Source organism: Ideonella paludis (genome assembly GCF_018069865.1).
Lineage (GTDB): Bacteria > Pseudomonadota > Gammaproteobacteria > Burkholderiales > Burkholderiaceae_C > Ideonella > Ideonella paludis.
Genome location: NZ_JAGQDG010000006.1, coordinates 256,038 through 280,065 on the forward strand (window position 1 = coordinate 256,038; position 24,028 = coordinate 280,065).

29 protein-coding genes and 1 pseudogene are annotated in these 24,028 nt (G+C 63.3%); 10 read left to right on the plus strand and 20 right to left on the minus strand.

What is annotated here, in order from left to right:
* Positions 1 to 5: 5 nt before the first annotated feature.
* Positions 6 to 707: a pirin family protein gene (locus KAK11_RS16360; protein ID WP_210810305.1), complete on the minus strand. Its 702-nt coding sequence runs from the start codon at positions 705 to 707 to the stop codon at positions 6 to 8.
* A 95-nt stretch (positions 708 to 802) separates the two neighbouring features.
* On the opposite strand from KAK11_RS16360, the gene KAK11_RS16365 reads away from it, so the two are divergent.
* The 5 genes and pseudogenes from KAK11_RS16365 to KAK11_RS21910 all read left to right on the plus strand — a co-directional run bounded on the left by KAK11_RS16365 (position 803) and on the right by KAK11_RS21910 (position 4,872).
* Positions 803 to 1,834: a LysR family transcriptional regulator gene (locus KAK11_RS16365; protein ID WP_210810306.1), complete on the plus strand. Its 1,032-nt coding sequence runs from the start codon at positions 803 to 805 to the stop codon at positions 1,832 to 1,834.
* Positions 1,834 to 2,736 carry a tRNA glutamyl-Q(34) synthetase GluQRS gene (gluQRS, locus tag KAK11_RS16370; protein ID WP_210810470.1) on the plus strand — a complete coding sequence of 301 codons (903 nt, stop codon included), beginning with the start codon at positions 1,834 to 1,836 and terminating at the stop codon, positions 2,734 to 2,736. Before KAK11_RS16365 ends, gluQRS begins: the two co-directional genes overlap by 1 nt.
* A gap of 57 nt (positions 2,737 to 2,793) precedes the next feature.
* Entirely contained in the window at positions 2,794 to 4,098 is a 1,305-nt protein-coding gene (locus KAK11_RS16375; RefSeq protein ID WP_210810307.1) for a mechanosensitive ion channel family protein, read from the plus strand.
* Between the two features lie 69 nt (positions 4,099 to 4,167).
* Positions 4,168 to 4,515 (plus strand): annotated as a pseudogene (locus tag KAK11_RS21905) (FKBP-type peptidyl-prolyl cis-trans isomerase); the annotation flags it as partial.
* On the plus strand, positions 4,510 to 4,872 hold the full coding sequence (locus KAK11_RS21910) for an FKBP-type peptidyl-prolyl cis-trans isomerase (RefSeq protein WP_375140696.1): 363 nt from the start codon (positions 4,510 to 4,512) through the stop codon (positions 4,870 to 4,872). The pseudogene KAK11_RS21905 and the gene KAK11_RS21910, both read left to right, overlap by 6 nt.
* Here the strand turns inward: KAK11_RS21910 and KAK11_RS16385 are convergent.
* The 3 genes from KAK11_RS16385 to orn are packed head-to-tail and all read right to left on the minus strand — an operon-like array spanning position 4,869 to position 6,384.
* A complete protein-coding gene (locus tag KAK11_RS16385; protein WP_246499053.1) occupies positions 4,869 to 5,411 on the minus strand; it encodes a hypothetical protein in 543 nt (180 codons plus the stop codon). The two genes, KAK11_RS21910 and KAK11_RS16385, sit on opposite strands and share 4 nt — an antisense overlap.
* Positions 5,412 to 5,427: 16 nt before the next feature.
* A complete protein-coding gene (locus tag KAK11_RS16390) occupies positions 5,428 to 5,766 on the minus strand; it encodes a zinc ribbon domain-containing protein YjdM (RefSeq protein WP_210810309.1) in 339 nt (112 codons plus the stop codon).
* A 51-nt stretch (positions 5,767 to 5,817) separates the two neighbouring features.
* Positions 5,818 to 6,384, minus strand: coding sequence for an oligoribonuclease (gene orn / locus KAK11_RS16395; RefSeq protein WP_210810472.1), 567 nt, complete (start codon positions 6,382 to 6,384; stop codon positions 5,818 to 5,820).
* A gap of 56 nt (positions 6,385 to 6,440) precedes the next feature.
* Here orn and KAK11_RS16400 point away from each other — a divergent pair, with 56 nt between their 5' ends.
* Entirely contained in the window at positions 6,441 to 7,742 is a 1,302-nt protein-coding gene (locus KAK11_RS16400) for a M48 family metallopeptidase (RefSeq protein WP_210810310.1), read from the plus strand.
* Positions 7,739 to 8,683, plus strand: a complete 945-nt coding sequence (gene rsgA, locus KAK11_RS16405; RefSeq protein WP_210810311.1) for a ribosome small subunit-dependent GTPase A — start codon at positions 7,739 to 7,741, stop codon at positions 8,681 to 8,683. Before KAK11_RS16400 ends, rsgA begins: the two co-directional genes overlap by 4 nt.
* Positions 8,684 to 8,685: 2 nt before the next feature.
* Here rsgA and KAK11_RS16410 read toward each other — a convergent pair whose 3' ends face one another.
* The 6 genes from KAK11_RS16410 to rpsP all read right to left on the minus strand — a co-directional run bounded on the left by KAK11_RS16410 (position 8,686) and on the right by rpsP (position 12,762).
* Positions 8,686 to 9,678, minus strand: a complete 993-nt coding sequence (locus KAK11_RS16410; protein ID WP_210810312.1) for a CobD/CbiB family protein — start codon at positions 9,676 to 9,678, stop codon at positions 8,686 to 8,688.
* Positions 9,679 to 9,762: 84 nt separating this feature from the next.
* Positions 9,763 to 10,488 carry a CoA pyrophosphatase gene (locus KAK11_RS16415; RefSeq protein ID WP_210810313.1) on the minus strand — a complete coding sequence of 242 codons (726 nt, stop codon included), beginning with the start codon at positions 10,486 to 10,488 and terminating at the stop codon, positions 9,763 to 9,765.
* Between the two features lie 109 nt (positions 10,489 to 10,597).
* The gene (gene rplS / locus KAK11_RS16420; protein WP_157267671.1) at positions 10,598 to 10,951 is read right to left on the minus strand and encodes a 50S ribosomal protein L19; all 354 of its coding nucleotides are present in this window, start codon (positions 10,949 to 10,951) and stop codon (positions 10,598 to 10,600) included.
* Positions 10,952 to 11,049: 98 nt separating this feature from the next.
* On the minus strand, positions 11,050 to 11,814 hold the full coding sequence (gene trmD, locus KAK11_RS16425; RefSeq protein ID WP_210810314.1) for a tRNA (guanosine(37)-N1)-methyltransferase TrmD: 765 nt from the start codon (positions 11,812 to 11,814) through the stop codon (positions 11,050 to 11,052).
* Between the two features lie 41 nt (positions 11,815 to 11,855).
* Positions 11,856 to 12,458: a ribosome maturation factor RimM gene (rimM, locus tag KAK11_RS16430; protein WP_210810315.1), complete on the minus strand. Its 603-nt coding sequence runs from the start codon at positions 12,456 to 12,458 to the stop codon at positions 11,856 to 11,858.
* Positions 12,459 to 12,507: 49 nt separating this feature from the next.
* Positions 12,508 to 12,762 carry a 30S ribosomal protein S16 gene (rpsP, locus tag KAK11_RS16435; protein WP_210810316.1) on the minus strand — a complete coding sequence of 85 codons (255 nt, stop codon included), beginning with the start codon at positions 12,760 to 12,762 and terminating at the stop codon, positions 12,508 to 12,510.
* 216 nt (positions 12,763 to 12,978) lie between these two features.
* Here rpsP and KAK11_RS16440 point away from each other — a divergent pair, with 216 nt between their 5' ends.
* A complete protein-coding gene (locus KAK11_RS16440; protein ID WP_210810318.1) occupies positions 12,979 to 13,521 on the plus strand; it encodes a GNAT family N-acetyltransferase in 543 nt (180 codons plus the stop codon).
* Positions 13,518 to 13,976: an NINE protein gene (locus tag KAK11_RS16445; protein ID WP_210810319.1), complete on the plus strand. Its 459-nt coding sequence runs from the start codon at positions 13,518 to 13,520 to the stop codon at positions 13,974 to 13,976. Before KAK11_RS16440 ends, KAK11_RS16445 begins: the two co-directional genes overlap by 4 nt.
* Positions 13,977 to 14,076: 100 nt before the next feature.
* Here the strand turns inward: KAK11_RS16445 and KAK11_RS16450 are convergent, their stop codons facing one another.
* The 10 genes from KAK11_RS16450 to murJ all read right to left on the minus strand — a co-directional run bounded on the left by KAK11_RS16450 (position 14,077) and on the right by murJ (position 23,405).
* Entirely contained in the window at positions 14,077 to 15,087 is a 1,011-nt protein-coding gene (locus KAK11_RS16450; RefSeq protein WP_210810320.1) for an inorganic phosphate transporter, read from the minus strand.
* A 32-nt stretch (positions 15,088 to 15,119) separates the two neighbouring features.
* A complete protein-coding gene (locus KAK11_RS16455; protein WP_210810321.1) occupies positions 15,120 to 15,767 on the minus strand; it encodes a DUF47 domain-containing protein in 648 nt (215 codons plus the stop codon).
* Positions 15,768 to 15,938: 171 nt separating this feature from the next.
* Positions 15,939 to 16,304 (minus strand): DMT family protein, encoded by a 366-nt coding sequence (locus KAK11_RS16460; RefSeq protein WP_210810323.1) that lies wholly within the window; start codon positions 16,302 to 16,304, stop codon positions 15,939 to 15,941.
* 13 nt (positions 16,305 to 16,317) lie between these two features.
* On the minus strand, positions 16,318 to 16,818 hold the full coding sequence (folK, locus tag KAK11_RS16465; RefSeq protein WP_210810324.1) for a 2-amino-4-hydroxy-6-hydroxymethyldihydropteridine diphosphokinase: 501 nt from the start codon (positions 16,816 to 16,818) through the stop codon (positions 16,318 to 16,320).
* Positions 16,799 to 18,454, minus strand: a complete 1,656-nt coding sequence (pcnB, locus tag KAK11_RS16470) for a polynucleotide adenylyltransferase PcnB (RefSeq protein WP_210810325.1) — start codon at positions 18,452 to 18,454, stop codon at positions 16,799 to 16,801. Before pcnB ends, folK begins: the two co-directional genes overlap by 20 nt.
* Positions 18,451 to 19,128, minus strand: coding sequence for a histidinol-phosphatase (locus KAK11_RS16475; protein WP_210810326.1), 678 nt, complete (start codon positions 19,126 to 19,128; stop codon positions 18,451 to 18,453). Before KAK11_RS16475 ends, pcnB begins: the two co-directional genes overlap by 4 nt.
* A gap of 2 nt (positions 19,129 to 19,130) precedes the next feature.
* Positions 19,131 to 19,802, minus strand: coding sequence for an HdaA/DnaA family protein (locus tag KAK11_RS16480; protein ID WP_210810328.1), 672 nt, complete (start codon positions 19,800 to 19,802; stop codon positions 19,131 to 19,133).
* Positions 19,799 to 20,860: an AI-2E family transporter gene (locus tag KAK11_RS16485; protein WP_210810329.1), complete on the minus strand. Its 1,062-nt coding sequence runs from the start codon at positions 20,858 to 20,860 to the stop codon at positions 19,799 to 19,801. The genes KAK11_RS16480 and KAK11_RS16485 overlap by 4 nt, the downstream gene beginning before the upstream one ends.
* 86 nt (positions 20,861 to 20,946) lie before the next feature.
* Entirely contained in the window at positions 20,947 to 21,816 is an 870-nt protein-coding gene (locus KAK11_RS16490) for a SirB1 family protein (RefSeq protein WP_210810330.1), read from the minus strand.
* Between the two features lie 32 nt (positions 21,817 to 21,848).
* Entirely contained in the window at positions 21,849 to 23,405 is a 1,557-nt protein-coding gene (gene murJ / locus KAK11_RS16495) for a murein biosynthesis integral membrane protein MurJ (protein WP_210810331.1), read from the minus strand.
* Between the two features lie 245 nt (positions 23,406 to 23,650).
* Here murJ and rpsT point away from each other — a divergent pair, with 245 nt between their 5' ends.
* Positions 23,651 to 23,947, plus strand: coding sequence for a 30S ribosomal protein S20 (gene rpsT / locus KAK11_RS16500; RefSeq protein WP_210810333.1), 297 nt, complete (start codon positions 23,651 to 23,653; stop codon positions 23,945 to 23,947).
* Positions 23,948 to 24,028: the final 81 nt, after the last annotated feature.

Here is a 24,028-nt window from a genome sequence, read left to right on the forward strand (position 1 = left end):
GCCGTTCAGCGGGCCAGGTCGAAGACCAAGACCTCGGCGCCCTGCCCTTGGCCGAGGCGCAGTTGCGTCTCGCCGTCCAAGGTGGCCGCATCGCCAGCCAGCAAGCGGTGGCCGTTGACCTCCAGCTGACCGCGCACCAAAAAGACGTAGCTCAGCCGCGTGGGGTCCAGCGGCACAGTGGCGGCCTCGGCGCCGTCAAAGCGACCCAGGCTCAGGCGTGCATCGGCGTTGAGCGTGATCGCGCCGTCAGCACCGCTGGGCTGCGCCACCACTTGGAGGCGGCCCTGCTGGCCAGCGGGGTCAAAGGCCTTTTGCTCATAGCCCGGTGTCAGGCCCTCGGCACGGGGCAGCAGCCAGATCTGCAAGAAGTGGGTGTGCCCGTTCTGGCTGTGGTTGAACTCGCTGTGGCGAACACCGGTGCCCGCTGTCATGCGCTGCACTTCGCCCGGGCGGATGACGGTGCCGTTGCCCATGCTGTCGCGGTGGGCCAGCTCGCCCGAGAGCACCACGCTGACGATCTCCATGTCGCGGTGCCCATGAGTGCCAAAGCCGGTGCCCGGCGCGATGCGGTCTTCATTGATGACACGCAGATTGCCCACGCCCATGTGAGCGGGGTCGTAGTACTCGGCAAAGGAAAAGCTGTGCTGGCTGTGCAGCCAGCCATGGTCGGCCAAGCCTCGGTCTTCGGAGCGGCGCAGGGTGATCATGGTGGAGTGCTCTCGGGTCAAAGAAGTGATGTGTCACTGTAGGAGCAAGCCGGCGCGCCAGGGGCTGAGCCTCTTGAAGCCTTAATTCAAATAACATGAAGCATCGCCGCTTCTCAGCACACGCCGTGGACCAACGCAACGCCCTGACCCCTGACGCTCTGACCATGATGGACACCATCGCCCGGACCGGCAGCTTTGCCGCCGCCGCCCGCGAGCTGGGCAAGGTGCCCTCGGCCTTGACCTACAGCGTGCGTCAACTGGAAGACGCCCTGGATGTGCTGCTCTTCGACCGCCGCTCTCGGCAGGCCAAGCTGACGGCCGCCGGCGAAGAGCTGGTCAGCGAAGGCCGCCGGCTATTGGCCGAAATGGATGCCGTGGCCAACCGAGTGCGGCGGGTGTCGACCGGCTGGGAGGCACAGCTCACGATTGCCATCGACGGCGTGATCAACCGCCCCACCGTGCTGGAGCTGTGCGAAGCCTTTTACGCCCTGCGCCCGCCCGGCCATGAAGCCAGCGGCCCCGGCACTCGCTTGCGCCTGCGCACCGAGGTGTTGGCCGGCACATGGGAGGCCTTGATTTCGGGCCAGGCCGACCTGGCCGTGGGCGTGCCCTTTGAAACCGCCCCGGCCACCGGCATTGAGTGCCAGCCCTTGGGCGAGCTGAACTTTGTGTTTGCGATGGCGCCGCACCACCCGCTGGCCGCCCTGCCCGGTCCCTTGAGCGACGCCGACATCGTGCACCACCGGGCGGTGGCGGTGGCCGACTCGGCGCAGCGCTTGTCGCCCATGACGGTGAACCTGTTGCCGGGCCAAGACGTGCTGACCGTGCCCACCATGCAGGCCAAGATCGAGGCCCAGTTGCGCGGCTTGGGCTGCGGCTTTTTGCCTGAGCCCCTGGTGTGCGACCTGGTACGCGCCGGCCGCTTGGTGGTGCAAAGCGTGCAGCGGCCCCGCCGCAATGCCAAGCTGGGCTATGCCTGGCGCACGGCCTCGGTGAGCGCGCCGCGCAAAGCCCCCCAAGGCCTGGCCCTGCAATGGTGGCTGAGCCAGTTGCAAAGCCCCGCCACGCGCCGCGCCCTGCTGCAACGCGCCAGCGGCATGCAAGGCCTGCACACGGACGTGGAATGATGAAGCCTCGGGGTCGCTTTGCGCCCTCACCCACCGGCCCGCTGCACGAGGGCTCGCTGGTGGCGGCCCTGGCCAGTTGGCTGGATGCCCGCGCGCAGGGCGGCCAATGGCTGGTGCGCATCGAAGACGTGGACACGCCCCGCTGCGTGCCCGGCGCGGCCGAGCACATCTTGCAGCAGTTGGCGCGCTGTGGCCTGCACCCGGATGAGCCGCCGCTGTGGCAGTCGACCCGGCATGAGGCCTATGCACAAGCCTTGGCGCAGTTGGTGCAGTCTGGCCTGGCCTATCCCTGCAGTTGCAGCCGCCAAGACATTGCCCGCGCTTTGGCCGCGATGGGGCTGGAGCACCAACGGCATGGTGAGCGGGTCTATCCGGGCACCTGCCGCCAGGGCTTGCACGGCGGCGAGGCGCGCGCGTGGCGGCTGCGCACCGACTTGCACCCGGCACTGGCCAAGCCGCTGACCTGGCATGACCGCCGGCTTGGGGCCCAAACCCAATGCGTCAGCACGGCCGTGGGTGACTTTGTGCTGAAGCGCGCCGATGGCCTGTGGGCCTATCAATTAGCGGTGGTGGTGGACGATGCGGCGCAAGGCATCACCCATGTGGTGCGCGGTGAAGACTTGGCCGACAACACGGCTCGGCAGATGGGCTTGCAGCAGTGCTTGGGTCTGCCCACACCGCGGTATTTGCACACGCCCTTGGTATTGGCGGCAGACGGGCATAAGCTTTCCAAGCAGAACGGCGCCGCGGAGTTGGACCTGGCTGACCCCTTGGCCGCTTTGCAGCGCGCAGGCGCGGCTTTGGGTCTGCCACCACACCCAAGCACGGCGGGTGCCGACTCCTTGGCAGATTGGCTGGCCTGGGCCGTCAGGGCTTGGGCCAATCTTTATGTTCGCCCCTGAGAATACGGGCGTGTGCGCCGTACACCCTGCCCCGTAGCCCCTGGCGTTGAGTGACAGATGTTTGATTTCAATGCGTTTTTCGCCTTCACGCCCGAGTGGGATGGGCAGGGCTTCTTCCGCTCAGCCTTCTTTGGGGCGTGGGCCAGCCTGTCGCCCCTCAGCTTCGGGCTGCAGCTCCTGACCGGGCTCGGCACCTTGGCGGCGGGCATTGCGTTGATTCGCGCTTACCGGGCCAAGCGCTTGCCCATGCCTGGCGTCAGCCGCATTGAGGCCTCCTTCTTGCGGCACTTGGCGGGCTGGTACTTGGTGACCGGCGCCCTTTGGCTAGAGACTTGGCTGGCGGCAGACCTTTTGGGGCAAGCCGCCGATGCGTCCGTGCTGCTGTGCTTGGCCAATGGCGGCTTGATGCTGTGCGTCATCAAGTCGGGGAGCTGGATCTTTCGCAAGGTGATGCAGCCCCAAGACTTGCTGAAGTTTTCGCTGTGGTGCATTGAGTGGTTCTTGGTGGCCTCGGTGGTCTTGTCCTTCTTGGGCCTTTACTCACCCTTGGTGGGTTTGGTGCAAGCCGTTCACTTCAAGGTGGGCGACCAAGTCTTCAAGGGCCAGAACATTGTCGAAGGCATTTTGATGGCGGCGGTCGCCTTCACCTTTGCTGCACAACTGGCCCGCTTGTTGGAGCTTTGGCTGAACCGCTATGCCGCGCGCAAGGGCCTGCATCACAACGACGCGCTGTTCCTGAGCCGCATCTTCGGCACCTTGCTGTTTGTGGGCACCACCATCGGGGTGCTGACCCAATCGGGCATTGAAGGCGGCACGCTGGCTGCCTTTGCCAGTGCGCTGGGCATTGGCTTGGGCTTTGGTTTGCAGCAGGTGGTGATCAACTTCTTCAGCGGCCTGAACATCTTGATGGAGCGCACCATCAAGCTCGGGGACTTTGTCACCATCGACAAGGTCACGGGCCGAGTGATTGACCTGAACCGCCAGTCCATCGTGATCCGCGATGGCGACGGCACCGAAAGCCTGATCCCCAACTCCGCCATCTCGCGCGGCACGCTGCAAAACCACACCCTGAGCAACCCCGACTTTCGGGTGTCGTTCACGCTGGAGTTGGCCAGCATCGAGCACTTCAACCAAGCCCGCAGCATCATTTTGAGTGTGCTGGACATCCACCCCCGGGTCTTGGCCAGCCAGCCGCGCAATGTGCTGATCACCAGCCTCAAAGAAGACTGCGTGACCTTGGAAGTCAGCCTCTGGATCAACGACCTCGACCGAGGCCGCAAGCCGCTGATCTCGGAGTTGCTGTTTGGCATCGGCATGGGGCTGCGCGAGGCCAACATCCGCCTCAATGACACGGACGACTGAGAAGGCCGCTCGGACGGTGGCATGATGCCGGGCTTTCGCCCTTCATTCCCCACCTGAACAGGACTCCTCATGAGCACCCCCAGCACGGGCCTGCAGATCGACGACACGGTCGTCGGCAGCGGCCCCACCGCCCAAGCGGGCCAGACCGTCACTGTCCACTACACCGGCTGGCTGCATGATGCCGCCGCCCCCAACCAGCGCGGCCGCAAATTCGACTCCAGCAAGGACCACGGCGAGCCCTTCGAGTTTGATCTCGGCGCCGGCATGGTCATCCCGGGCTGGGACGAAGGCGTGCAAGGCATGAAGGTCGGCGGCACCCGCGTGCTGACCATCTCCCCCGAGCTGGCCTATGGCGCCCAAGGCGCCGGTGGCGTCATCCCCCCGAACGCCACCCTGGTGTTTGAAGTCGAACTGCTGCCCACACCCGAGCGGCCCCAGTTGCAGATCACCGATGTGGTGGAAGGCTCTGGCGCCGTGGCCCGCGAAGGCCACTCGGTGACCGTGCACTACACCGGCTGGCTGTTTGATGAGAACGCGCCGCAGCAACGCGGGCGCAAGTTCGACTCCAGCAAAGACCGCAACCGCCCCTTCGAGTTCGACCTGGGCGCCGGCATGGTCATCCGCGGCTGGGACGACGGCGTGCAAGGCATGAAGGTGGGCGGCACTCGCGTGCTGGTCATCCCGGCCCATCTGGGCTATGGCGCACGAGGCGCGGGCGGCGTGATTCCACCCAACGCCACCCTGGTGTTTGAAGTCGAACTGCTGGGCGTTTAAAGCGGGGCTGCTGGGGGCTTGCAGCCCAGCACCTGCCCCTGGCCCTTCAAGAAGCCGCGGCGCACAGCGCCCGCGGCAATCGCCGCCGCCACCTTGGCGGTTTGGCGCTCTGCCCCACTGAGCTTGCGCAGCCAGCCCCTGAAGGGAATGGCGCCTTCCACCGCGCCCTTCACAGCGCCGGTGGCAGCATTGCCCACGGCACTCGCGCCACGCTCCAGTGCGCTGGGGTTTTGCGGGTTATGGGGCACGTCCAGATCCGGCCCCAGTGCCTCATTCAGTGCGTTGATTTCAACCAGCAAGCTGTCGCAAGACAGCGCCGGCTGCAGGGCGTAGGGCGCACGCACCGCGTCTTGCAGCACAGCGGGGATCTCCACCTTCACCACATTCAAGTCGCTCAGCGGCGTGGTCGCAATCTGCGCCACTTTGTCTGAGCCCGTCGGCGGTGTGCTGCTGGGTGTGCTGGTTTGGCAGCCTGCCAAGCCCCAGGCCAAGCCCAGGCAGCACAGCAGCGGATATGCGGGACGAATGCGTGGGGTCATGGTGGCCTGTCTGCCCTTAGGCTTTTTTCACAAACTCGGTCTTGAGTTGCATGGCGCCAATGCCATCGATCTTGCAGTCGATGTCATGGTCACCGTCGATCAAACGAATATTGCGCACTTTGGTGCCCACCTTGATGACCGTGGACGAGCCCTTGAGCTTCAAGTCCTTGATCAGGGTCACGCTGTCGCCGTCGACCAGCACATTGCCATGGGCGTCGCGCCAAACGCGAGCGGCTTCATCGGCCACTGCGGCAGCTTGCTGCGGCCATTCGTGGGCGCACTCGGGGCAGACAAACATCGCCCCATCTTCGTAGGTGTATTCAGAGCCGCATTTCGGGCAAGCAGGCAAGGACATGGACAGCACCAAAGTCAAAAGGCCATTCTCGCCGCTCGACCGCGGCGGGCCTCAGACATTGAGCAAATGCGTGCGGTAATGGATCAACTCGTCGATGGACTCGTTGATGTCGGCCAGCGCCGTATGGGCTTGGGCCTTCTTGAATCCCTCGGTGGCTGCAGGCTTCCAGCGCTTGGCCAACTCTTTGAGGGTGCTGACGTCGAGGTTGCGGTAGTGGAAATAGGCTTCCAGGCCGCGCATATAGTTCGCTAGGAAACGGCGATCTTGGCAAATGCTGTTGCCACACATGGGGCTCTTGCCCTTGGGCACGTACTCGGCCAAGAACTCAATGACGCTGGCCTCCGCATCAGCCTCGGTCACTTCCGAGGCCTTGACGCGGTCAATCAGCCCGCTTTTGCCATGCGTGCCTTTGTTCCAGTTGTCCATGCCATCGAGCACCGCGTCGGTTTGGTGGATGGCGAACACCGGCCCCTCGACACGCACCGTGAGATGGGGGTCCGTCACCACCACCGCAATCTCGATGATGCGGTCTGATTCGGGCTTCAAGCCCGTCATCTCCAAATCAATCCAGATCAGATTGTGTTCGCTCTTGGTCAGAACGGGGGCGGTGGTGCTCATGGGCGCGCTCTCATCAACGGTCATGGGCCCATTCTCCACCAACTACACTTGAGCCCATGCCATCTTCGTTTGTGACCTGGGCCTTTTGTGCCGCTGTGCTGGCCTCTTTGGCCACCAAATTCTGGCTGGCCTCGCGCCAAATGCGGCATGTCCATGCCCACCGCGACACCGTCCCGCCCGCCTTCGCAGGCCAGATCAGCTTGGCAGCCCACCAAAAGGCCGCCGACTACACCGTGGTGCGCAGCCAGTTCGGGCTGCTCACAGAAGCCTTTGGAGCGGCGGTGCTGCTGGGTTGGACCTTGCTGGGGGGCCTGGATGCCCTGAACACCTGGGTCTATGGCCTGGTGCAGCCGGCCTGGGGGGATATGGCCTATCAACTGGCCTTGTTCGGCCTGTTCGGCGTGATCGGCGGTGCGCTGGATCTGCCCTTCTCGCTGTGGCAGGTGTTCCGCATTGAGCAGCGCTTTGGCTTCAATCGCATGACGCTGAAACTGTTCATGGCCGACATGATCAAGGGCAGCGTCGTCGGTGTGCTGATCGGCGTGCCCCTGCTGAGCGCCGTGCTGTGGCTGATGAATGCAGCGGGCAGCTTGTGGTGGCTGTGGGCCTGGGGGCTGTGGGCCGGCTTCATTCTGTTGATGCAACTGATCTACCCAACGCTGATCGCGCCCTTGTTCAACCGCTTTGCGCCGCTGGAAGACCCGGCATTGACCAGCCGCGTACAAGCCTTGATGCAGCGTTGCGGCTTCAAGGCCCAAGGCTTTTTCGTGATGGACGGCAGCCGTCGCTCCGCCCATGGCAATGCCTATTTCACGGGCCTGGGCCGCAGCAAGCGCGTGGTGTTTTACGACACCTTGCTGGCGCGCCTGCAGCCCACCGAGGTGGAGGCTGTGCTGGCCCATGAGTTGGGCCACTTTCACCACAAGCATGTGCTCGTGAACCTCTTCACCATGCTGGGGGTGAGCCTGGCCGGCTTGGCCTTGCTAGGCTGGCTGAGCGGCCAGATGAGCTTCTACACCGGCTTGGGCGTCAGCCCCAACGTGGCCTCACCCTCCCATGCCCTCGCCTTGATCCTGTTTGGCATGGTGCTGCCGCCGTTCATGTTTTTTGTGTCGCCGCTGATGGCGCTGCGCTCACGCAAGGCCGAGTTTGAAGCCGACGCCTACGCCAGCCAACATGCCGACGGCCAAGCTTTGAGCCAAGCCCTGCTCAAGCTCTATGAAGACAATGCCAACACCCTGACACCGGACCCGCTCTACGTGCGCTTCTATTACTCGCACCCTGCCGCATCGGAGCGCTTGGCCGCATTGGCCGCGCTGGGGGCGCGCCGCCCGGCAGAGCCAGGGCTGGCCGCATGAGCAAACACGCGCATTTGCAGGTCGCCCTGGTGGTGGGCGCGCACGGCCGCCATGCCGTGATTGAAACCCCTGAGGGCCAGCGCTTGATGGCCCACCCGCGTGGCAAGAAAAGCGCCTGCGTGGTGGGCGACCGCGTGCGCTGGGCCGTGGCGGGCGACGAGGCGGTGGTGGAGGCCGTTGAGCCCCGCCGCAACCTGCTCATGCGCCAAGACGAGTGGCGCACCAAATCATTTGCCGCCAATTTGGACCATCTCTTGTTCATGGTGGCGGGCGAGCCCATGTTCAGCGAGGCGCAACTGACCCGCGCCTTGATTGCCGCCGAAGACGCCCGCATTCCCACCACGCTGTTGCTGAACAAGGCCGACCTGCCCACCGCCGACGCGGCGCGGGAGCGCTTGGCGCCCTATAAGGCGATGGGGCTGACGGTGCTGGAGACCTCGCTCAAGCGCGACTTGGACGGTGCACGGGCCTTGCTGGCTCCCTGTTTGGCCGGCCGCACCACCTTGATCCTGGGCGCCAGTGGCATGGGCAAGAGCACCTTGATCAACCTGATGGTGCCCGCTGCTTCAGCCCAGGTGGGCGAGATTTCCCAGGCCTTGAACTCGGGCAAGCACACCACCACCACCTCGACCTGGTTCTGGCTAGATGGCCTCAGCGGCAGTGACACGCCGCAAGACCCACACGGCCAGCGAGCTGCCTTGATTGACTCACCGGGCTTTCAAGAGTTTGGGCTGATGCACATCACCCCGCAGCAATTGCCAGAGCTGATGCCGGATTTCCGCGCGCACTTGGGGGATTGCCGGTTCTACAACTGCACGCACCGCCATGAACCGGGGTGTGGCGTGCGCGCGGCTGCCCAGCGCGGTGAGATCAGCCCTTCTCGCGTCCGCCTCTACGAAGGCCTCTGGGAAGAGCTGGAAGCGGGCCAGCGCAAGGGCTGAGTTCAGCCCAGCAAGTTGGCCAGGGTCAGCAAGGCCAGCAGCAGCATCCACAAGACCACCGAGCGCCACACCAGACCCACGACAGCGCCCAGGTGCGCCAGCTGAGGCGGCAGCCCTGGTGTCGAGCCTGAGGCTTCGCCGTCGGCGGCATCGACCCCGACGGTGAAGGACTTGGAGCGATCCGGTGTGACGCCTGGGGCGCTGGCGCCCCCCAACTGCACCCCGACCGCCCCTGCCGCAGCGGCCAGGATGATGCCTTCGTTGGCATGCTTCCAGAGCTCAGCATCGCGCCGCCAACCGGCCACAGCTTCTTCAAAATTGCCCACCACGGCAAAGCCGAATGCAGTCAGGCGGGCCGGCACATGGTCGATCAGCGCAAAGGCCTTTTGAGACAAATCGCGCAGGCCTTCATTCACCGCCACCCCCAAGCTCAGACTCTTGAAGGCCCAGTAGCGGCTGGCGAATTCGGCCATGCGGTAGAGCACCGCGCCGGCCGGCCCGAGGCCCAGGCCAGACAACACCACAAACCAGAAGAAAACGCCGAACACGTGGCGGTGTGCGGCCAGCAGCGAGTGCTCGATGACATGGCGAAGCAGCTCAGTGCGCGGCAACTCAGAGGTGTCCAGATGCCGCCACTCGGCCAAGAGGCTGCGGGCTTGGTCTTCATCACCACGCTCCAGCGCATCCCGGATGTCGGTGAAGTAGTGGCTGAACTGGCGAAAACCCAGTGTCAGATAGAGCACCGCCACATCGAAAGCCAAGGCCAAGAAGAAGCTGACGTACTGCGACAGTGCAAAGTGAATGGCCCACGCGATGAGGGCAGGCACCAGGGCCGTGACGGCCCAAACGATGCGCGCATGTTTGGGCTGGCCCGCGTCGAAGTTGCGCCCTGTCCATCGCACCCATGCCGTCAGGGAATCGTGCACCCAATTGTCGCGAGGCAGGGGTTTCACCTGCTCCACGATCAGCGCAAAAAGTACGGCAAAGAAGCTCATCGCCCAGGATGATAACGAGGGATTCGTCTTGTCTTCATCCCGCGCTTGCAAGCGTCAGGGCATTGGCGCATAGAGGCCACAATTTCAAGCCGGCTGCGCGTCTGCCAGCAGGTGATAGAAGTTGCGCAGCATGGACGCGGTGGCGCCCCAAATGAAGTAGCGCTGGTCTGCCGCATCGTGCCAAGGCATGGAGAGGTACTGGCGCTTGTGGCCCTGCCATTCATGCTCATGCCACTGGTGATGGGACGGGTTCATCAGGTGACTGAGTGGCACTTCAAACACCTCAGCCACCTCGCCAGGGTCGGGCTGCCACGGCAAGTCGGGCGGCAGCAAGGCCACCACCGGCGTGATGACGAAGCCCGTCACCGTTTTGTAGGCGGGCATGGTGCCCAGCACGTCCACCTGCTGCGGCATCAAGCCGACCTCTTCTTTGGCCTCACGCAAGGCGGTGGCGATGGATGAGGCGTCATCCGGCTCACGCTTGCCACCCGGGAAGCTGATCTGCCCCGCATGGTGCTTGAGATGAGAGGTGCGGCGCGTCAGCACCACGCTGCTGACCTGACCGTCTCTCACGACCAAGGGCAGCAGCACGGCCGCTTGGGCCGGTGGCCGCTCAGGTTTCAGGTCGAGCCGAGCGGCATCGCCTTGGATCACCGGTCGCCATTGCGCCGCCGACTGAATCCGCTGCCGCACCCACGCGGCCTGGAGAGCTCCAGCGGACAGCGGCTGAAGATGATCATCGCGCCGAACGACCGTGGTCTTTTCAGGGTCGAAGCCAGGGATGCCGCGACCAGCGGGAACAGTACTCATAGCGGCAGAGCATAAGGCAAGGCAGAAATGCAACAAAGCCGCTTCACCGTGAGATGAAGCGGCTTTGGCAGAAAAACTGGCATCGCGACAGCGATGCACTGGGCCTGGATCAGGCCAGCTTTTCTTTGATTCGAGCCGACTTGCCCGAACGCTGACGCAGGTAGTACAGCTTGGCGCGGCGGACATCGCCACGACGCTTGACTTCGATCGACGAGATCAGCGGGCTGTACAGTTGGAACGTACGCTCCACGCCTTCGCCGCTGGAGATCTTGCGCACGATGAAGCTGCTGTTCAGGCCGCGGTTGCGCTTGGCAATCACGACGCCTTCGTAAGCCTGCACGCGCTTGCGGGTGCCTTCAACGACGTTCACGCTGACGATCACGGTGTCGCCAGGAGCGAAAGCCGGGATGGTCTTGTTCAGACGAGCAATTTCTTCTTGCTCAAGGGTTTGGATCAGGTCCACAGGGTTCTCCAAAAAGATCGTGCCGACGCGGGTTTGAAATGGATGAGCCATGCTCGTTGAGCTTGACTCTGCCCGGCAGAGGATCGAAAAGCTGATGATTATAGCGCGAGAGTCGCCAAATAGCGCTCATCGGCTTTTGAAAGCCGCCCGGCCGCCCGCGCGGCGGCGATCAGGTCGGGCCGCCGCTGCGCGGTCAGGCTCAGCGAGCGCTCGCGGCGCCAGCGGGCAATGTCGGCATGATGGCCGGACAGCAGCACGGGCGGCACCGGCTGATCGCCTTCAGGCAAGGCCAGCACCTCCGGGCGGCTGTAATGCGGGCAGTCCAGCAGGCCGTCTTCGAAGCTGTCTTGCTCATGGGAGCGCGCATCACTGAGCACCCCCTCTTGCAGCCGGGCAATGCCATCCAACAGGGCCAGCGCCGGCAACTCGCCGCCCGACAGCACAAAGTCGCCCAAGCTCAGCTCCAAGTCGACCTCGCGGTCCAAGACGCGCTGATCAATCCCTTCATAGCGGCCGCACAGCAGCGTCGCGCCGGGGCCTTGAGCCAGTTCACGAAGCAGGGCCTGGTTGATGGGCCGCCCGGTGGGGCTGAAATGGATGACGGGGCCGGCTGTGGCTCCCGCCTCGGAGCGAGCGTTGCGCACTGCGCCCAAGGCCTTGAGCAAAGGCTCGGCCAGCATCACCATGCCCGGCCCGCCGCCATAGGGGCGGTCATCGACACGGCGGTAGTTGTCGCTGGCGAAGTCGCGCAGCGGCCAGAGGCGGACATCGACTTGCCCCGACTCAAACGCACGCCGCGTGACACCCACCGTCATGAAGGGCGCAAACAACTCAGGAAACAGGGTGATCACGTCAAAGCGCATGGCACCCTCCAGGGCGTGCGCGCGGCCGAGTATGGCAGCGCTCAGTAATCCAGACCCCAGTCGACGATGATGCGCTTGTGCTCCATCTCGACCTTGTCCACAAAGGCGGCCACAAAGGGGATCAGGCGCTCCGCCTCGTCGGGCTTGGCATCGGGAGCGGCATCAGGCTTGCGGATGCGCAGCACGCTGTGCGGGCCGGTGTCGAGCAGGTCGACGACCTCACCAAGCAGGTCGCCTTCGCGATTGAACACACTCAGACCGATCAGATCGACCCAATAAAACTCATCGGCGCTCGCCGTGGGAAAGCTTTGGCGGGAGATGAACACCCGCACGCCCTTGAGGCTTTCCGCCGCGTTGCGGTCTGGAATCTCTTGGGCCGTGGCCACAATCACGTCACCCTGCTCGCGCGCGCTGGTGATCTTCAACAGCGGGGGCAGTGGCACGGACGCTTTGGCGGGCTTGGCCACCAAGGCAGGCTTGTGGGCCTGAGGCAGCGCTGGCTGCAGGAACCAACGCCGCGAAGAAAACAGGGCCTGAGGGTCGGCGGAAAAGGCTTGCACCTTGAACCCGCCCTTGATGCCCCAGGCGTCGATGATGCGGCCAACTTCGACCGCGTCATCCGGCCATGCGAGAGCGTCTGTCACAAGAAGGAGTCCTCTTGAAGGGGCGCACCCAGCACGGCCTTAAAGACCATCAGGCAGCAGCCTTGGCCTTGGCTTCACCGATCAAACGCTTGACGGTGTCAGAGACTTGGGCGCCAACGCCAATCCAGTGGGTCACGCGGTCTTGGGCCACGCGCAGACCTTCAACGCCTTCCTTGGCCATGGGGTTGTAGAAACCCAGGCGCTCGATGAAGCGGCCATCACGGCGCTCGCGGGAGTCAGCCACAACGATGTTGTAGAAAGGGCGCTTCTTGGAGCCGCCACGAGCCAAACGAATCACGACCATTTTGTCGTCCTTGAAATCATGGATTCGACCGCTGAACCGAGGAGACACCGCAAGGTCAGCCAGCCTGAAACCGGCTGCACCACATGCAAACCGGCATGATCCAGCCCCGTAGATACGCCGCTGACGCTCAAGCATCTTTGAAAGACGCCCCTGCCCTCAGTGACCGTGGCCGAAACATGAGATTATAGACGGTTGTTTGCACACCATCTAGCGCCCATGTCCGAAACAGCTTTGTTGATCCGCCCCAGCACGGATGCCGACCTTGCCGCCATCACCGCCATCTATGCCGACAACGTCCTGCACGGCACCGGCACGTTTGAGCTGGAGCCGCCCGACGAGGCTGAAATGGCCCGCCGCCGAGCCGATGTGCTGAGCAAAGGCCTGCCCTGGCTGGTGGCCGAGCGTGCGGGCCAAGTGCTGGGCTATGCCTATGCCAACCATTTCCGGCCGCGCTTGGCTTATCGCTTTTGTGTGGAAGACTCGATCTACCTCGGGCCGCAGGCCAAGGGCCAGGGCGTGGGCACCTTGCTGCTGGCAGAGTTGATTGCTCGCTGCACAGCGGCCGGTGCCCGCCAGATGGTGGCGGTGATTGGTGACAGCGCCAACTTGGGCTCTGTGGGTGTGCACCGCCGGCTGGGCTTTGAAGATGCCGGGGTGTTGAAGAGCGCTGGCTGGAAGTTCGATGCCTGGCGCGATGTGGTGCTGATGCAGCGGCCACTGGGCCTGGGTGACAGCCAAGCCGCCAAGGACGTCGCATGAGCACGCCGACGCCAAAATCCAAAACCCTGGCGACCTGGCTGGCCGTTCTGGGCGGCACCCTGGGTGCCCACCGCTTCTATCTGCATGGCCTCAAAGATCCCATCGCCTGGTTGCACCCCTTGCCGACCTTGGTGGGTTTGGCGGGCGTCATTCGGATGCGCAATCTGGGTCAAGACGACACCGTGTCCTGGCTGCTGATCCCCATTTTGGGCGCGATGATCTCGGTGGCCATGTTCAGTGCCATCCTGATTGGGCTGACCAATGACGAGCGCTGGGCCGAGCGCCACGGCGCAGGCCATGGCCCGCAAGCCACTGGCTGGGGGCCGGTCCTGGGCGTGGTGGTGGCCTTGTTCCTGGGTGCCGGCGTCTTGATGGGCAGCATTGCCTTCGGCGGCCAGAAGTACTTTGAGTGGCAAAAAGAAAAGGCCGCTGTGGCGACAGCGGCCTTGGACTAAAGCCCTTTAAAGCCCCCCAAGGGCCGGGCATTGCCCTTCCCTGCCCCCACGCGGGCGCAAGAAAACTGGGAGCGGCCCAGCGTTTTCTTGAGGGCTGGACTCAGAACAACAAGGTGCTGAGCCAGTAGAACATCCCCGCCACGAAGGCCGAGGCCGGGATGGTGAAGATCCAGGCCCAGACAATATTGCTGGCCAAGCCCCAACGCACCGCTGATGCGTTACGGACTGAGCCCACACCCACAATCGCGCCGGTGATGGTGTGTGTGGTGGAAACCGGGATGCCCAGGCCGGTGGCCAGGAACAAGGTGATGGCACCACCTGTTTCAGCGCAGAAGCCCCCCACAGGCTTGAGCTTGGTCAGCCGCTGGCCCATGGTCTTAACGATGCGCCAGCCGCCAAACATGGTGCCCAGGCCAATCGCCAAGTAGCAACTCCAGATGACCCAGTTCGGTGGCGCCTTGGCGTCTACCGCCATATAGCCCGCCGCGACCAAGAGCATCCAAATGATGCCGATGGTCTTCTGCGCATCGTTGCCGCCATGCCCCAGGGAATACAAGCCCGCCGAGACCAGCTGCATGCGGCGGAACCAGCGGTCCACCCGGATCGGCGAAGTGCGCCGGAAAACCCAGGCCACCAGCACCATCATCAAGGAACCCAGCACAAAGCCCAGGAAGGGTGACACAAAGATGAAGACCACGGTCTTCAAGATGCCCGCGCCGATAAGCTTGCCAATGCCGGCTTTGGCCATGACCGCGCCAATGATGCCGCCGATCAGCGCATGTGAGCTGGACGAAGGGATGCCGTACCACCAAGTGATGACGTTCCAGGTGATGGCCCCGATTAAGGCACCGAACACCACGTGGTGGTCCACCACGCCGGGCTCGACGATGCCCTTGCCGATCATGCTGGCCACCTTCAACTGAAAGATGGCAATCGCAAGCACGTTAAAGAAAGCTGCAAACAACACCGCTTGCTGCGGCTTGAGCACGCCGGTGGACACCACCGTTGCAATGGAGTTGGCTGCGTCGTGAAAACCGTTCATGAAGTCGAATGCCAGGGCCAAAACCACCAGCATTGCCACGACCCAGAACGCAATGGAACCTGCTTCCATGGGAGATCAACCTTTGGGTGTTGATCGTGAGATCAGGAGTTTTCGAGGACGATGCCCTCGATCAGGTTCGCCACGTCTTCGCAGCGGTCGGAGATGGACTCCAGGTGCTCATAAATGGCTTTGAGCTTGATCAGCTCACGCGTGTCTTGCTCTTCGCGGAACAGACGCGACATGGCCGAGCGCATCACGCGGTCGGCATCGGACTCCAAGCGATCAATCTCTTCGCAGGTCTTGAGCGCGGACTCCGCCACTTCCGCGTCGTTCAGACGAGGCAACAGAGCCACCGCACTTTGAACGCGCTCACAGCATTTGACGGAAATCTCCGTCAGGCGCTGCACGTCGTCGGTCATACGTTGCACGTCATACAACGCCATCACTTCGGAAGAGTCCTGGAGCAAATCCAGGATGTCGTCCATGGCGTTGATCAGGCTGTGGATTTGCTCGCGGTCGATAGGGGTGATGAAGGTGCGATGCAGCAGGCGGTTGACCTCCGCCGTGATGCGATCGGCATTGCGCTCGGCCGCATCGACCTCGCTGGCGTACTTCTCGCGCAGGTCCGGGGCGTTGTAGTACTGCACCATCGACAAAAAGGCGCGCGAGCCTTCGACGATGTAGTTGCCGTGCTCGTTGAACAACTGAAAGAAATTGCCATCTTTGGGCAACAGCTTGCCGAAAATCATCTGAAACTCCTCTTAGGGCGCTGATCGGTCGCGCAGCGTCGACAGCTGGCTTGGCTCGTTACCCAACGTGACCAAGCCGTAAAGCGCGGGGATTATGGTTTTGTCACAAAACCTTCATCACGTTGTCATCTCCGCATTGTATAGGCGCGACCTCAGCACGCCTGTGGACCCTCAGGCCCGGAAGATGAAGTACACCGCGCCGATCAGGCACAAGCCCGCCCACAGGTAGTCCAGCTTCAAGGGCTGCCCCATGTAGAACACGGCAAAGGGCACGAAGACCGCCAGCGTAATGACTTCTTGAGCAATCTTGAGTTGGGCCAGGCTGTAGCCGCCGCTGTAGCCAATCCGATTGGCTGGCACTTGCAGCAGATATTCAAACAGCGCAATGCCCCAACTCACCAAGGCAGCCACCAACCAAGGCTTAGCAGCCTGATGCTTGAGGTGGCCGTACCAAGCAAAGGTCATGAATAGATTGGACAAGACCAACAAACCGAAGGTCTGCACACTCAGTGGCAGGCTGCTGAAAAAAGCACTCATCAAAGGGCTCCGCTCACGTCAATCGGGCCATCGCTTGCCCTGAGGTGCTGCTCACCCAGGCCCCGACAGCCCCCGTGGGCACCACGCCGGGGATGTGCACATCAGGCAGCAGGTCTTGCAGCGGCTGCAAGACAAAGGCCCGCAGGTGCATGCGCGGATGAGGCAGTGTCAGCCGCGGCGTGTTCATCTGAAGCTCGCCCATCATCAGCAGATCCAGATCCAAGGTGCGCGGCGCATTGGGATACGGGCGCTCCCGCCCATGCTGCAATTCCAGGGCTTGCAAGGCCTCCAGCAGCTCCAAGGGCTGCAGGCCCGTTTGCAGCCAGGCGACCGCATTGATGAAGTCAGGGCCTTCGGCCTGCCAGGGCGCGCTGCGGTAGAGCGGCGAGCAGGCCAACAGCCGCGTCTTGGGCAAGTGCCCCAAGGCCTGGGCAGCGCTGCGAACCGCGCCCACGGCGTCCCCCAAATTGGCCCCCAGGCCAATCAGGGCATGGTCAGGCGCCAGCGCCACCATCGCCGCCCTGCCCGCTCGGCGCTGCCGCAGAACCACGCGCGCCAGAGGGCTTGCGGCGACGACGGCGGCGCTTGCGCGGCGCATCTGTGCTGCCGGCCTCTGCACCACCTTCGTCAGCCGCATCCTCGCCCTCGGGCTGAGCAGAGGCGTCAGGGTTCGATGGAGATGGACGCGGGGCAGCGCGCGGCGCCCCGCCCTCGGGCTTAGGCGATTGGCGCTTGCCACGCGAGCCAGGCGAGCGGCTGCTCTCGCGGGCAGCCTCCACCAAGGCTTCACGGTCAGCGTCACTGCCCAGGGAGAAGTCTTCCCACCACTCAGCCAGTTCGGGGGAGGCCTCGCCCACATCCGCCCGCAAGCGCAGGAAATCAAAGCCCGCACGGAAGCGGGGCTGCTCCACCAAGGAGTAGGCCGATGAGCCCGTGCGGCGGTCAAAGCGCGGCTGCATCATCCAGATCTCGCGCATGTCCGCCGCCAACTTGCCGCGGCCAGAGATGTCGCCGATGCGGGCGTCAAACACGCTGTCAATGGCTTGCTGCAAGGCGGGCGTCGGGTGTTCGCCTTTGGCCTTCAGGTCGGCCCAAGCGTTTTGCACGTCATGCCAGAGCATGCAGGCCAGCATGAAGCTGGGCGCCACAGGCTTGCCCTCGCCCACCCGGCGGTCGGTGTCATTGAGCGCCAACTCAATGAACTTCTGGCGCGGGCCCCCTTCTTCGGTGCGGCTGAAGACGGAATCCAGCACCGGGAAGATGCCGCGCTCCAAGCCCTGTGCTTTGAGCTGCGCCAAGCTGGCCAAGGCATGGCCGGTTTGCAGCAGCTTCATCATCTCGTCAAACAGGCGCGAGGCCGGCACGTTGGCCAGCAGCGCTGCCGTCTCACGCAAGGGCTTTTGCGTTTTGGGCTCAATGGCGAAGCCCAGCTTGGCGGCGAAACGCACCACGCGCAAGATGCGCACCGGGTCTTCGCGATAGCGGGTCAGCGGGTCACCAATCATGCGCAGCAGCTTGGCTTTGGCGTCCTTCAAGCCGCCGTGATAGTCAACCACGGTTTGAGTGCGCGGGTCGTAGTACATCGCGTTGACCGTGAAGTCGCGGCGCGCGGCATCTTCAATCTGCGGCCCCCAGACGTTGTCACGCAGCACGCGTCCGCTGGCGTCCACCACATGGCTCTTGTCGGCAATGGCCGCCTTGGAGGTCTTCTCGTTGCCTGCCACCTGCTCGGCCGCACTGGCATCCAGATAGGCCCGGAACGTGGAGACTTCAATGACCTCGTGATCTCGGCCGCGGCCGTGAATCACGTGAACAATGCGAAAGCGCCGACCGATGATGAAGGCGCGACGGAACAAGCCTTTGACCTGCTCCGGCGTGGCATTGGTCGCCACATCAAAATCTTTGGGGCGGCGATGCACCAGCAGGTCGCGCACCGCGCCCCCCACCACATAGGCCTCGTAGCCGGCATCTTGCAAGGTGGTGACCACGCGCACCGCCCGCTCATCGAGCAAGCTGGGGTCGATGCCGTGCTCTGCCGGCCCAAACTCGACGCGCTTGCCCAGGGGGATGCGGGCGGCTTTGCTGCTCTTGGGCTCTGCGACGTCGCCGTCAGATTTGCCCAGCAGCTTGCTGATGAATTTGCGGATCATGTGTGAAAGAGGTTCAGGATGCGCCAGCCGCGTTCGCGGGCAATGGCTGCCAGTGCTGGGGTGGGGTTGGTGGCGATGGGCGTGCGCACACGCTCCAGCAGAGGCAGGTCGTTGGTGGAGTCACTGTAGAACACCACGTCGTCAAAGCTATCAAGGCTCAAGCCTTGCTCGGCCAGCCAAGCTTCCACGCGGTCAATCTTGCCCGCCTGATAGGTGGGCACGCCCTCAATGGCGCCGGTGACTCGGCCTTGATCATCACGCTTCAGGTTAACGGCCAGAATGTGGGGAAGCTCAAAGGCGGCCGCGATCGGCCGCGTGACGAATTCATTGGTGGCCGTCACCATCGCGCAGAGGTGGCCCGCCTGCAGGTGCTGGCGCACAAGCTGGCGCGCGCTGTCGTGCATCATGGGCTCAATGACTTCACGCATATAGCGCGCATGCGCCGCCGCAGCCTCTTCGGGCGAGCGGTCACGCCACACCGAGGTGGCAAAGTCGATGTACTCGGCCAGATCCAGCCGCCCGGCTTGGTACTGGGCGTAGAACTCGTCGTTGCGCCGCTGCCAAAGGTCAGCATCGGCCCAACCCAAGGTCACCATGAAAGCGCCGAAGGCGTGATCGGAATCGCCCGGCAGCAAGGTGCCGTCCAAGTCAAAAAGGGCCAAGGTTCGGCTCATGCTCAGCAACTTCCTTCTTCAGCAACCATTTTTTTCAGCAGTGGCACGGTGACGACACGCTTTTCAGCCAGAGAAAAGTGATCCAAGCGGTGCAGCAAAGCCATTTGAGAGGACAGGTCGCGCGAGAAACGCGTCATCAAATGTTCCATCACTTCGTCGGACAACCACAGCCCTCGGCGATCGGCTTCACGACGCAAGGCAGAGCGTGTGGCGGCCTCGTCCAAGGGCTGCAGCGCATAGACCGGCCCCCAGCCAAAGCGCGAGCGCAGGTCTTCGCGCACCGGCAAATCCACCGGTGGCAGGCTGCCCGAGCAGGCCATTTGAATGCCGTGGGTGGCAGCCTCCACAAACAGCGTGAAGGCGGCGTGCTGACGCGCGGCGTCCAGTTGCTCTGCGCCTTCGATGACGATCAGGGTCCAGCCTTCATCGAAGGCCCACGGCAGAGGATCTTGCGCCTTGAACCACCCACAGCGCCCACCCAAGCTGCGCACCTGAGCGGCCAAGGCCGACAGCAGATGCGTCTTACCCGAGCCCTCGGGGCCATGCAGATACAAAGGTGCCGAAGGGGTCGACCATTGGCGCAGCGCAGCCAGAGCCATCGCGTTATGGCCCGGCACAAAGGTCTCAAAGCTGGGCTCTGCACCCAAACCCATATCCAGCGGTAGTTGTTTCATCCGCGGTACAACTCGCTGTTCAGATACGTCACCTTGACGCGGCGCAGGGCCACCAGCAGCACGGCCGACACGGGCAAAGCGATCAGCACACCGACAAAGCCGAACAGGTGGCCAAAGGCCAGCAGCGCAAAAATCACAGCCAAGGGGCTGAGGCCAATGCGCTCGCCCACCAAGCGCGGCGTCAACACAAAGCTCTCCAGCACTTGGCCCAGGCCGTAAACAAGGGCCACCGCGCCCACGCCCCACCACCCGGTGAACTGCAACAAGCCGGCCAACAAGGCCAACACGGCCCCCAGGCCAAAACCCAAATACGGAATGAAGATGGCCAACCCGGTGAAGATCCCCACCGGCAAGGCCAACTCAAAGCCCGCTAACTTCAAAGCCACGGTGTAGTACAGAGCCAGCGCCAGCATCACCGCCAACTGACCGCGCAGGTATTGGCCCAGCACGTCGTCGCACTCGGCCAAGAAAGCGTCGGTGCGGGCCTGAAAGCGCGGGGGCACAAAGCGGCGCACCCGCTCCACAGACGGCGACCAATCCAGCAACAGGTAAAACAGCACCATAGGCACCAGCACCAAGTTGCCCAGCAGCGACAACACCACGCTGCCGCCGATGCGTGCCGAACTGAGCAAGGTGGCGAGGCCATCTTCCAAGTTGCCATCAAAGAACTTCAACGCCATGGCCTTGATGCCCGCCACGTCCAGCTGCACTTGGACACCGTACTGCGCTAGCAGCGGCGTGAGGTGTTGATTCAGCCGCTCCGCCAAGAGTGGAATCTGCGCCTTGAGCAGCGGAATCTCTTTGGAGAGGATGGGGATGATGAGCAGCAGCAGCGACAACACACCCAGCAGCGCCAGCAAGACCACCATCGTCACCGACAAGGTGCGCGGCACACGGCGGGCCACCAAAGCCTCTACCGCCGGGTGTAGGGCATAAGCCAGCACCGCCGCCACGATGAAAGGCGTCAACACCGGCGCCAACAGCCACACCACGCCCATGAGCGTGGCTGCAATCAGCAGCCAGCGGAACATTTGGCGCTGGTCAGGGGTAGGTGTCATGCAATCGGTAGGCGCCTCAAGGGGCGATGAAAAGGGTTTCAGGAACGCTGAGATTGTAGGTGCTGACCCTAGGGGCCTTGGGCGCCCTAATGCAGCAGAGGCCGTGGACTGCTTCGCAATGCGTCCACACGGGCACGCAGCAAAGGTGCGTCGGCCGCATCGGGCCTTTGCGCCAAATAAGCGCTCAAGTCCGACTCCGCGGGCTCATCCAGGCCCAGCTCGGCCAGCACCAAGCCCCGGTCGCGCCGCTCCTCCCAGGCCTCGGGCAGGAGTGCCACCAGACGCTCTTGAATGGCCAACAAGCGCGGCCAGTCTTGACGTTCTCGATACAGCGCTTTGAGGTTGCCCAGCAAGCGCGCCAGGATGTAGCGCGGCTCCGTGGACTGCAAAAACAGGCCCAGCGGCGCTTCGAAGTCTCCCACCAGGCCTTGGCGTTGGCGGAAGGGCTCCAGCCGCTCCTCCAGGGCTTCACGGCTCAGCGAGCGGCCCGTGAAGGGGTCCATCACCACCTCACCCGCCGGCAGACGCAGCTTGACCAAGAAATGCCCCGGAAAGGACACGCCGTGGGCCTTCAGCCCAATGTGCTGGGCCATTTCCATGTAGAGGAGTGCGAGCGAAATGGGAATGCCGCGCCGCGTGCTCAACACACGATGGATCAGGCTGTTCTCAGCGGCGTAATAGTCGTTGACATTGCCCGAGAAGCCCAATTCCTTGAAGAAATAGCGGTTCAAGGCTCGCAAGCGCTGCACCGCCCCCGCATCTTGGGGCAGGCGCTGCTTCAAGCGTTCGGCCAGGGCCTCGACTTCTGCCAGCACGGCTTCTACGTCGAGCACCGGGTCGTCGTCCAAGCCGACGGCCGCAGCGGCTTCGAGCAGCGGAAAGTGATCGTCCTCCGCCACCAAGGCAGCAAAGTACTCAAAGGCACTGGTCGACGCGGGAGCCCAACGCGAAGTCATGGCTGCAAGTGTAGAGGCCTCTGCAGAAGCTTTCAGCCCCGGCGGACAAAACTGCGCAGATTCAAGCCCGTCAAGCGCAGGACCGCAAAGTAGGCCGCAATGGCGGTCACGATGATCAGCGCCAGCCAACCCGCGCGCGCCAGGCGGTCAGCCTGCAGGGCAATCCAGTCAAACTGGGCCACCGCCCACCACAGGCCCGCCCCCATCAGCCCATTGGCGAGCAACAAGCGCAGACCAAACACCCCCCACCCCGGCAGCGGGGCATACAAGCCCTGGCGGCGCAACCCCATGAACAGCCAGACGGCATTCAAGGTCGCGCCCAAGCCAATGGACAAGGCCAAGCCCGCATGACCCAGCCAGGGCACAAACGCAATATTCATCAACTGCGTCGCCACCAGCACCACTATCGCAATGCGCACCGGCGTGCGCATGTCTTGCTTGGCAAAAAAGCCCGGCGCCAAGACCTTGACGCCCACAATCCCCATCAAGCCGACGCCGTAGGACTGCAGGGCCAGCGCCGACATGGTCACGGCTTCGGCACTGAATTTGCCGTTGTGGAACAAGACCGCGATCAGCGGTTGGGCCATCAGCAACAAAGCCACCGCGCAAGGCAGCGCCAGCAGGGCCACCATGCGCAGACCCCAATCAAGATGGGCTGAATACCCTTCTCGGTCACCCTTGGCCTGCAGCGCCGAGAGGCCTGGGATCAGCACCACGCCCAAGGCCACGCCCAAAATCGCGGTGGGCAATTCCATCAAGCGGTCGGCATAGAACAACCACGAGACGGCCCCCTCGCCCAGATGCGAGGCAATTTGGGTGTTGATGAGCAATGAGATCTGCGCCACCGACACCCCCAGCAACGCCGGCCCCATCTGCGACAGCACTCGACGAACCCCGGGGTGGTGCCAAGCCGCACGGATGGCCCGCCCACTCAGCCCAATGCGGGGCAGGCAGCCAATGCGATGCAAGGCCGGGATCTGAATGCCCAACTGCAATGCGCCGCCAATCAACACGCCCGCCGACAAAGCATGGATGGGGGCAATGCCATGGCTCTTGAGCAAAGGTGCAATCCAGAGCGAAGCGCCGATCATGGCGACATTCAGCAACACTGGGGTCGCCGCAGGCACTGCGAATTTCTTCCAGGTGTTCAAGACACCCGCCGAGAGCGCCACCAAGGACATGAAACCGATGTAGGGGAACATCCAGCGGGTCATCAACACCGCCAAGTCCATCTCCTTCAGGCCCGCACCAAACATCCACACGATGATGGGTGCACCCGCCACACCCAACACGCACGTGGCCAACAAGCACCAAAAGAGGACGGTGGCCACGGCATCGATCAAGCTACGGGTGACTTCGTCGCCTTCACTCGCCCGCGTGGCGGCCAGCAGTGGCACAAAGGCCGCCGAAAAAGCGCCTTCGCCAAACAAGCGTCGCAGCAGATTCGGAATCCGAAACGCCACGTTGAAGGCATCGGTCAGCGCTGTAGCGCCAAAAGCGGCTGCAATGAGCTGGTCGCGCACCAAGCCCGTGATGCGGGACAGCATGGTCCACAGTGAAACAGTCGATGCGGCCTTGAGAAGATTCATAAAGCGGCCGCGCGGCAGCGCACAGCAAAACGGAAGCAGGGCAAATAGTGCGCGCGAAGGGCTGCGCGCCGGGGAGCGGCAGATTATAGAAAGCGTTGCAGGAGGACAGGCCTTTGGGCAGCGGCCGACAGTTTCCCCATCCCGGCCGCACCCTAAATCTAGAGCATCGGCTCGGGCATAGATTGCCAAGTTATTGAAATAACTGCTATACTCGACAGTCTTTACCACCTGGACAACCATACAGCATGGCCACCTCTTCCAAAGCCAAGAAGCGCACAGTGCGCCTGGCCTCGGGCCGCAAGCGCGCCCGCCAGGACGTCAAGTTGAACGAAGCGAACTCTTCGCTGCGCTCCAAGTTCCGTACCTCCATCAAGAACGTGCTCAAGGCAGTCGCCAAGGGTGACAAGTCCGCTGCGACTGAAATGTTCAAGACAGCCCAAAGCGTGATCGACTCGATCGCTGATAAGGGCATCTTCCACAAGAACAAGGCAGCACGCCACAAGAGCCGCCTGTCGGCCAAAGTCAAGGCGCTCGCCGCCTAAACGAAACCCCCAGGTGGAAAGAGTAAGGCCCCGCAATGCGGGGCCTTTTCATTGCTGAGTCGCCAAGTGCTGCACTCAGCG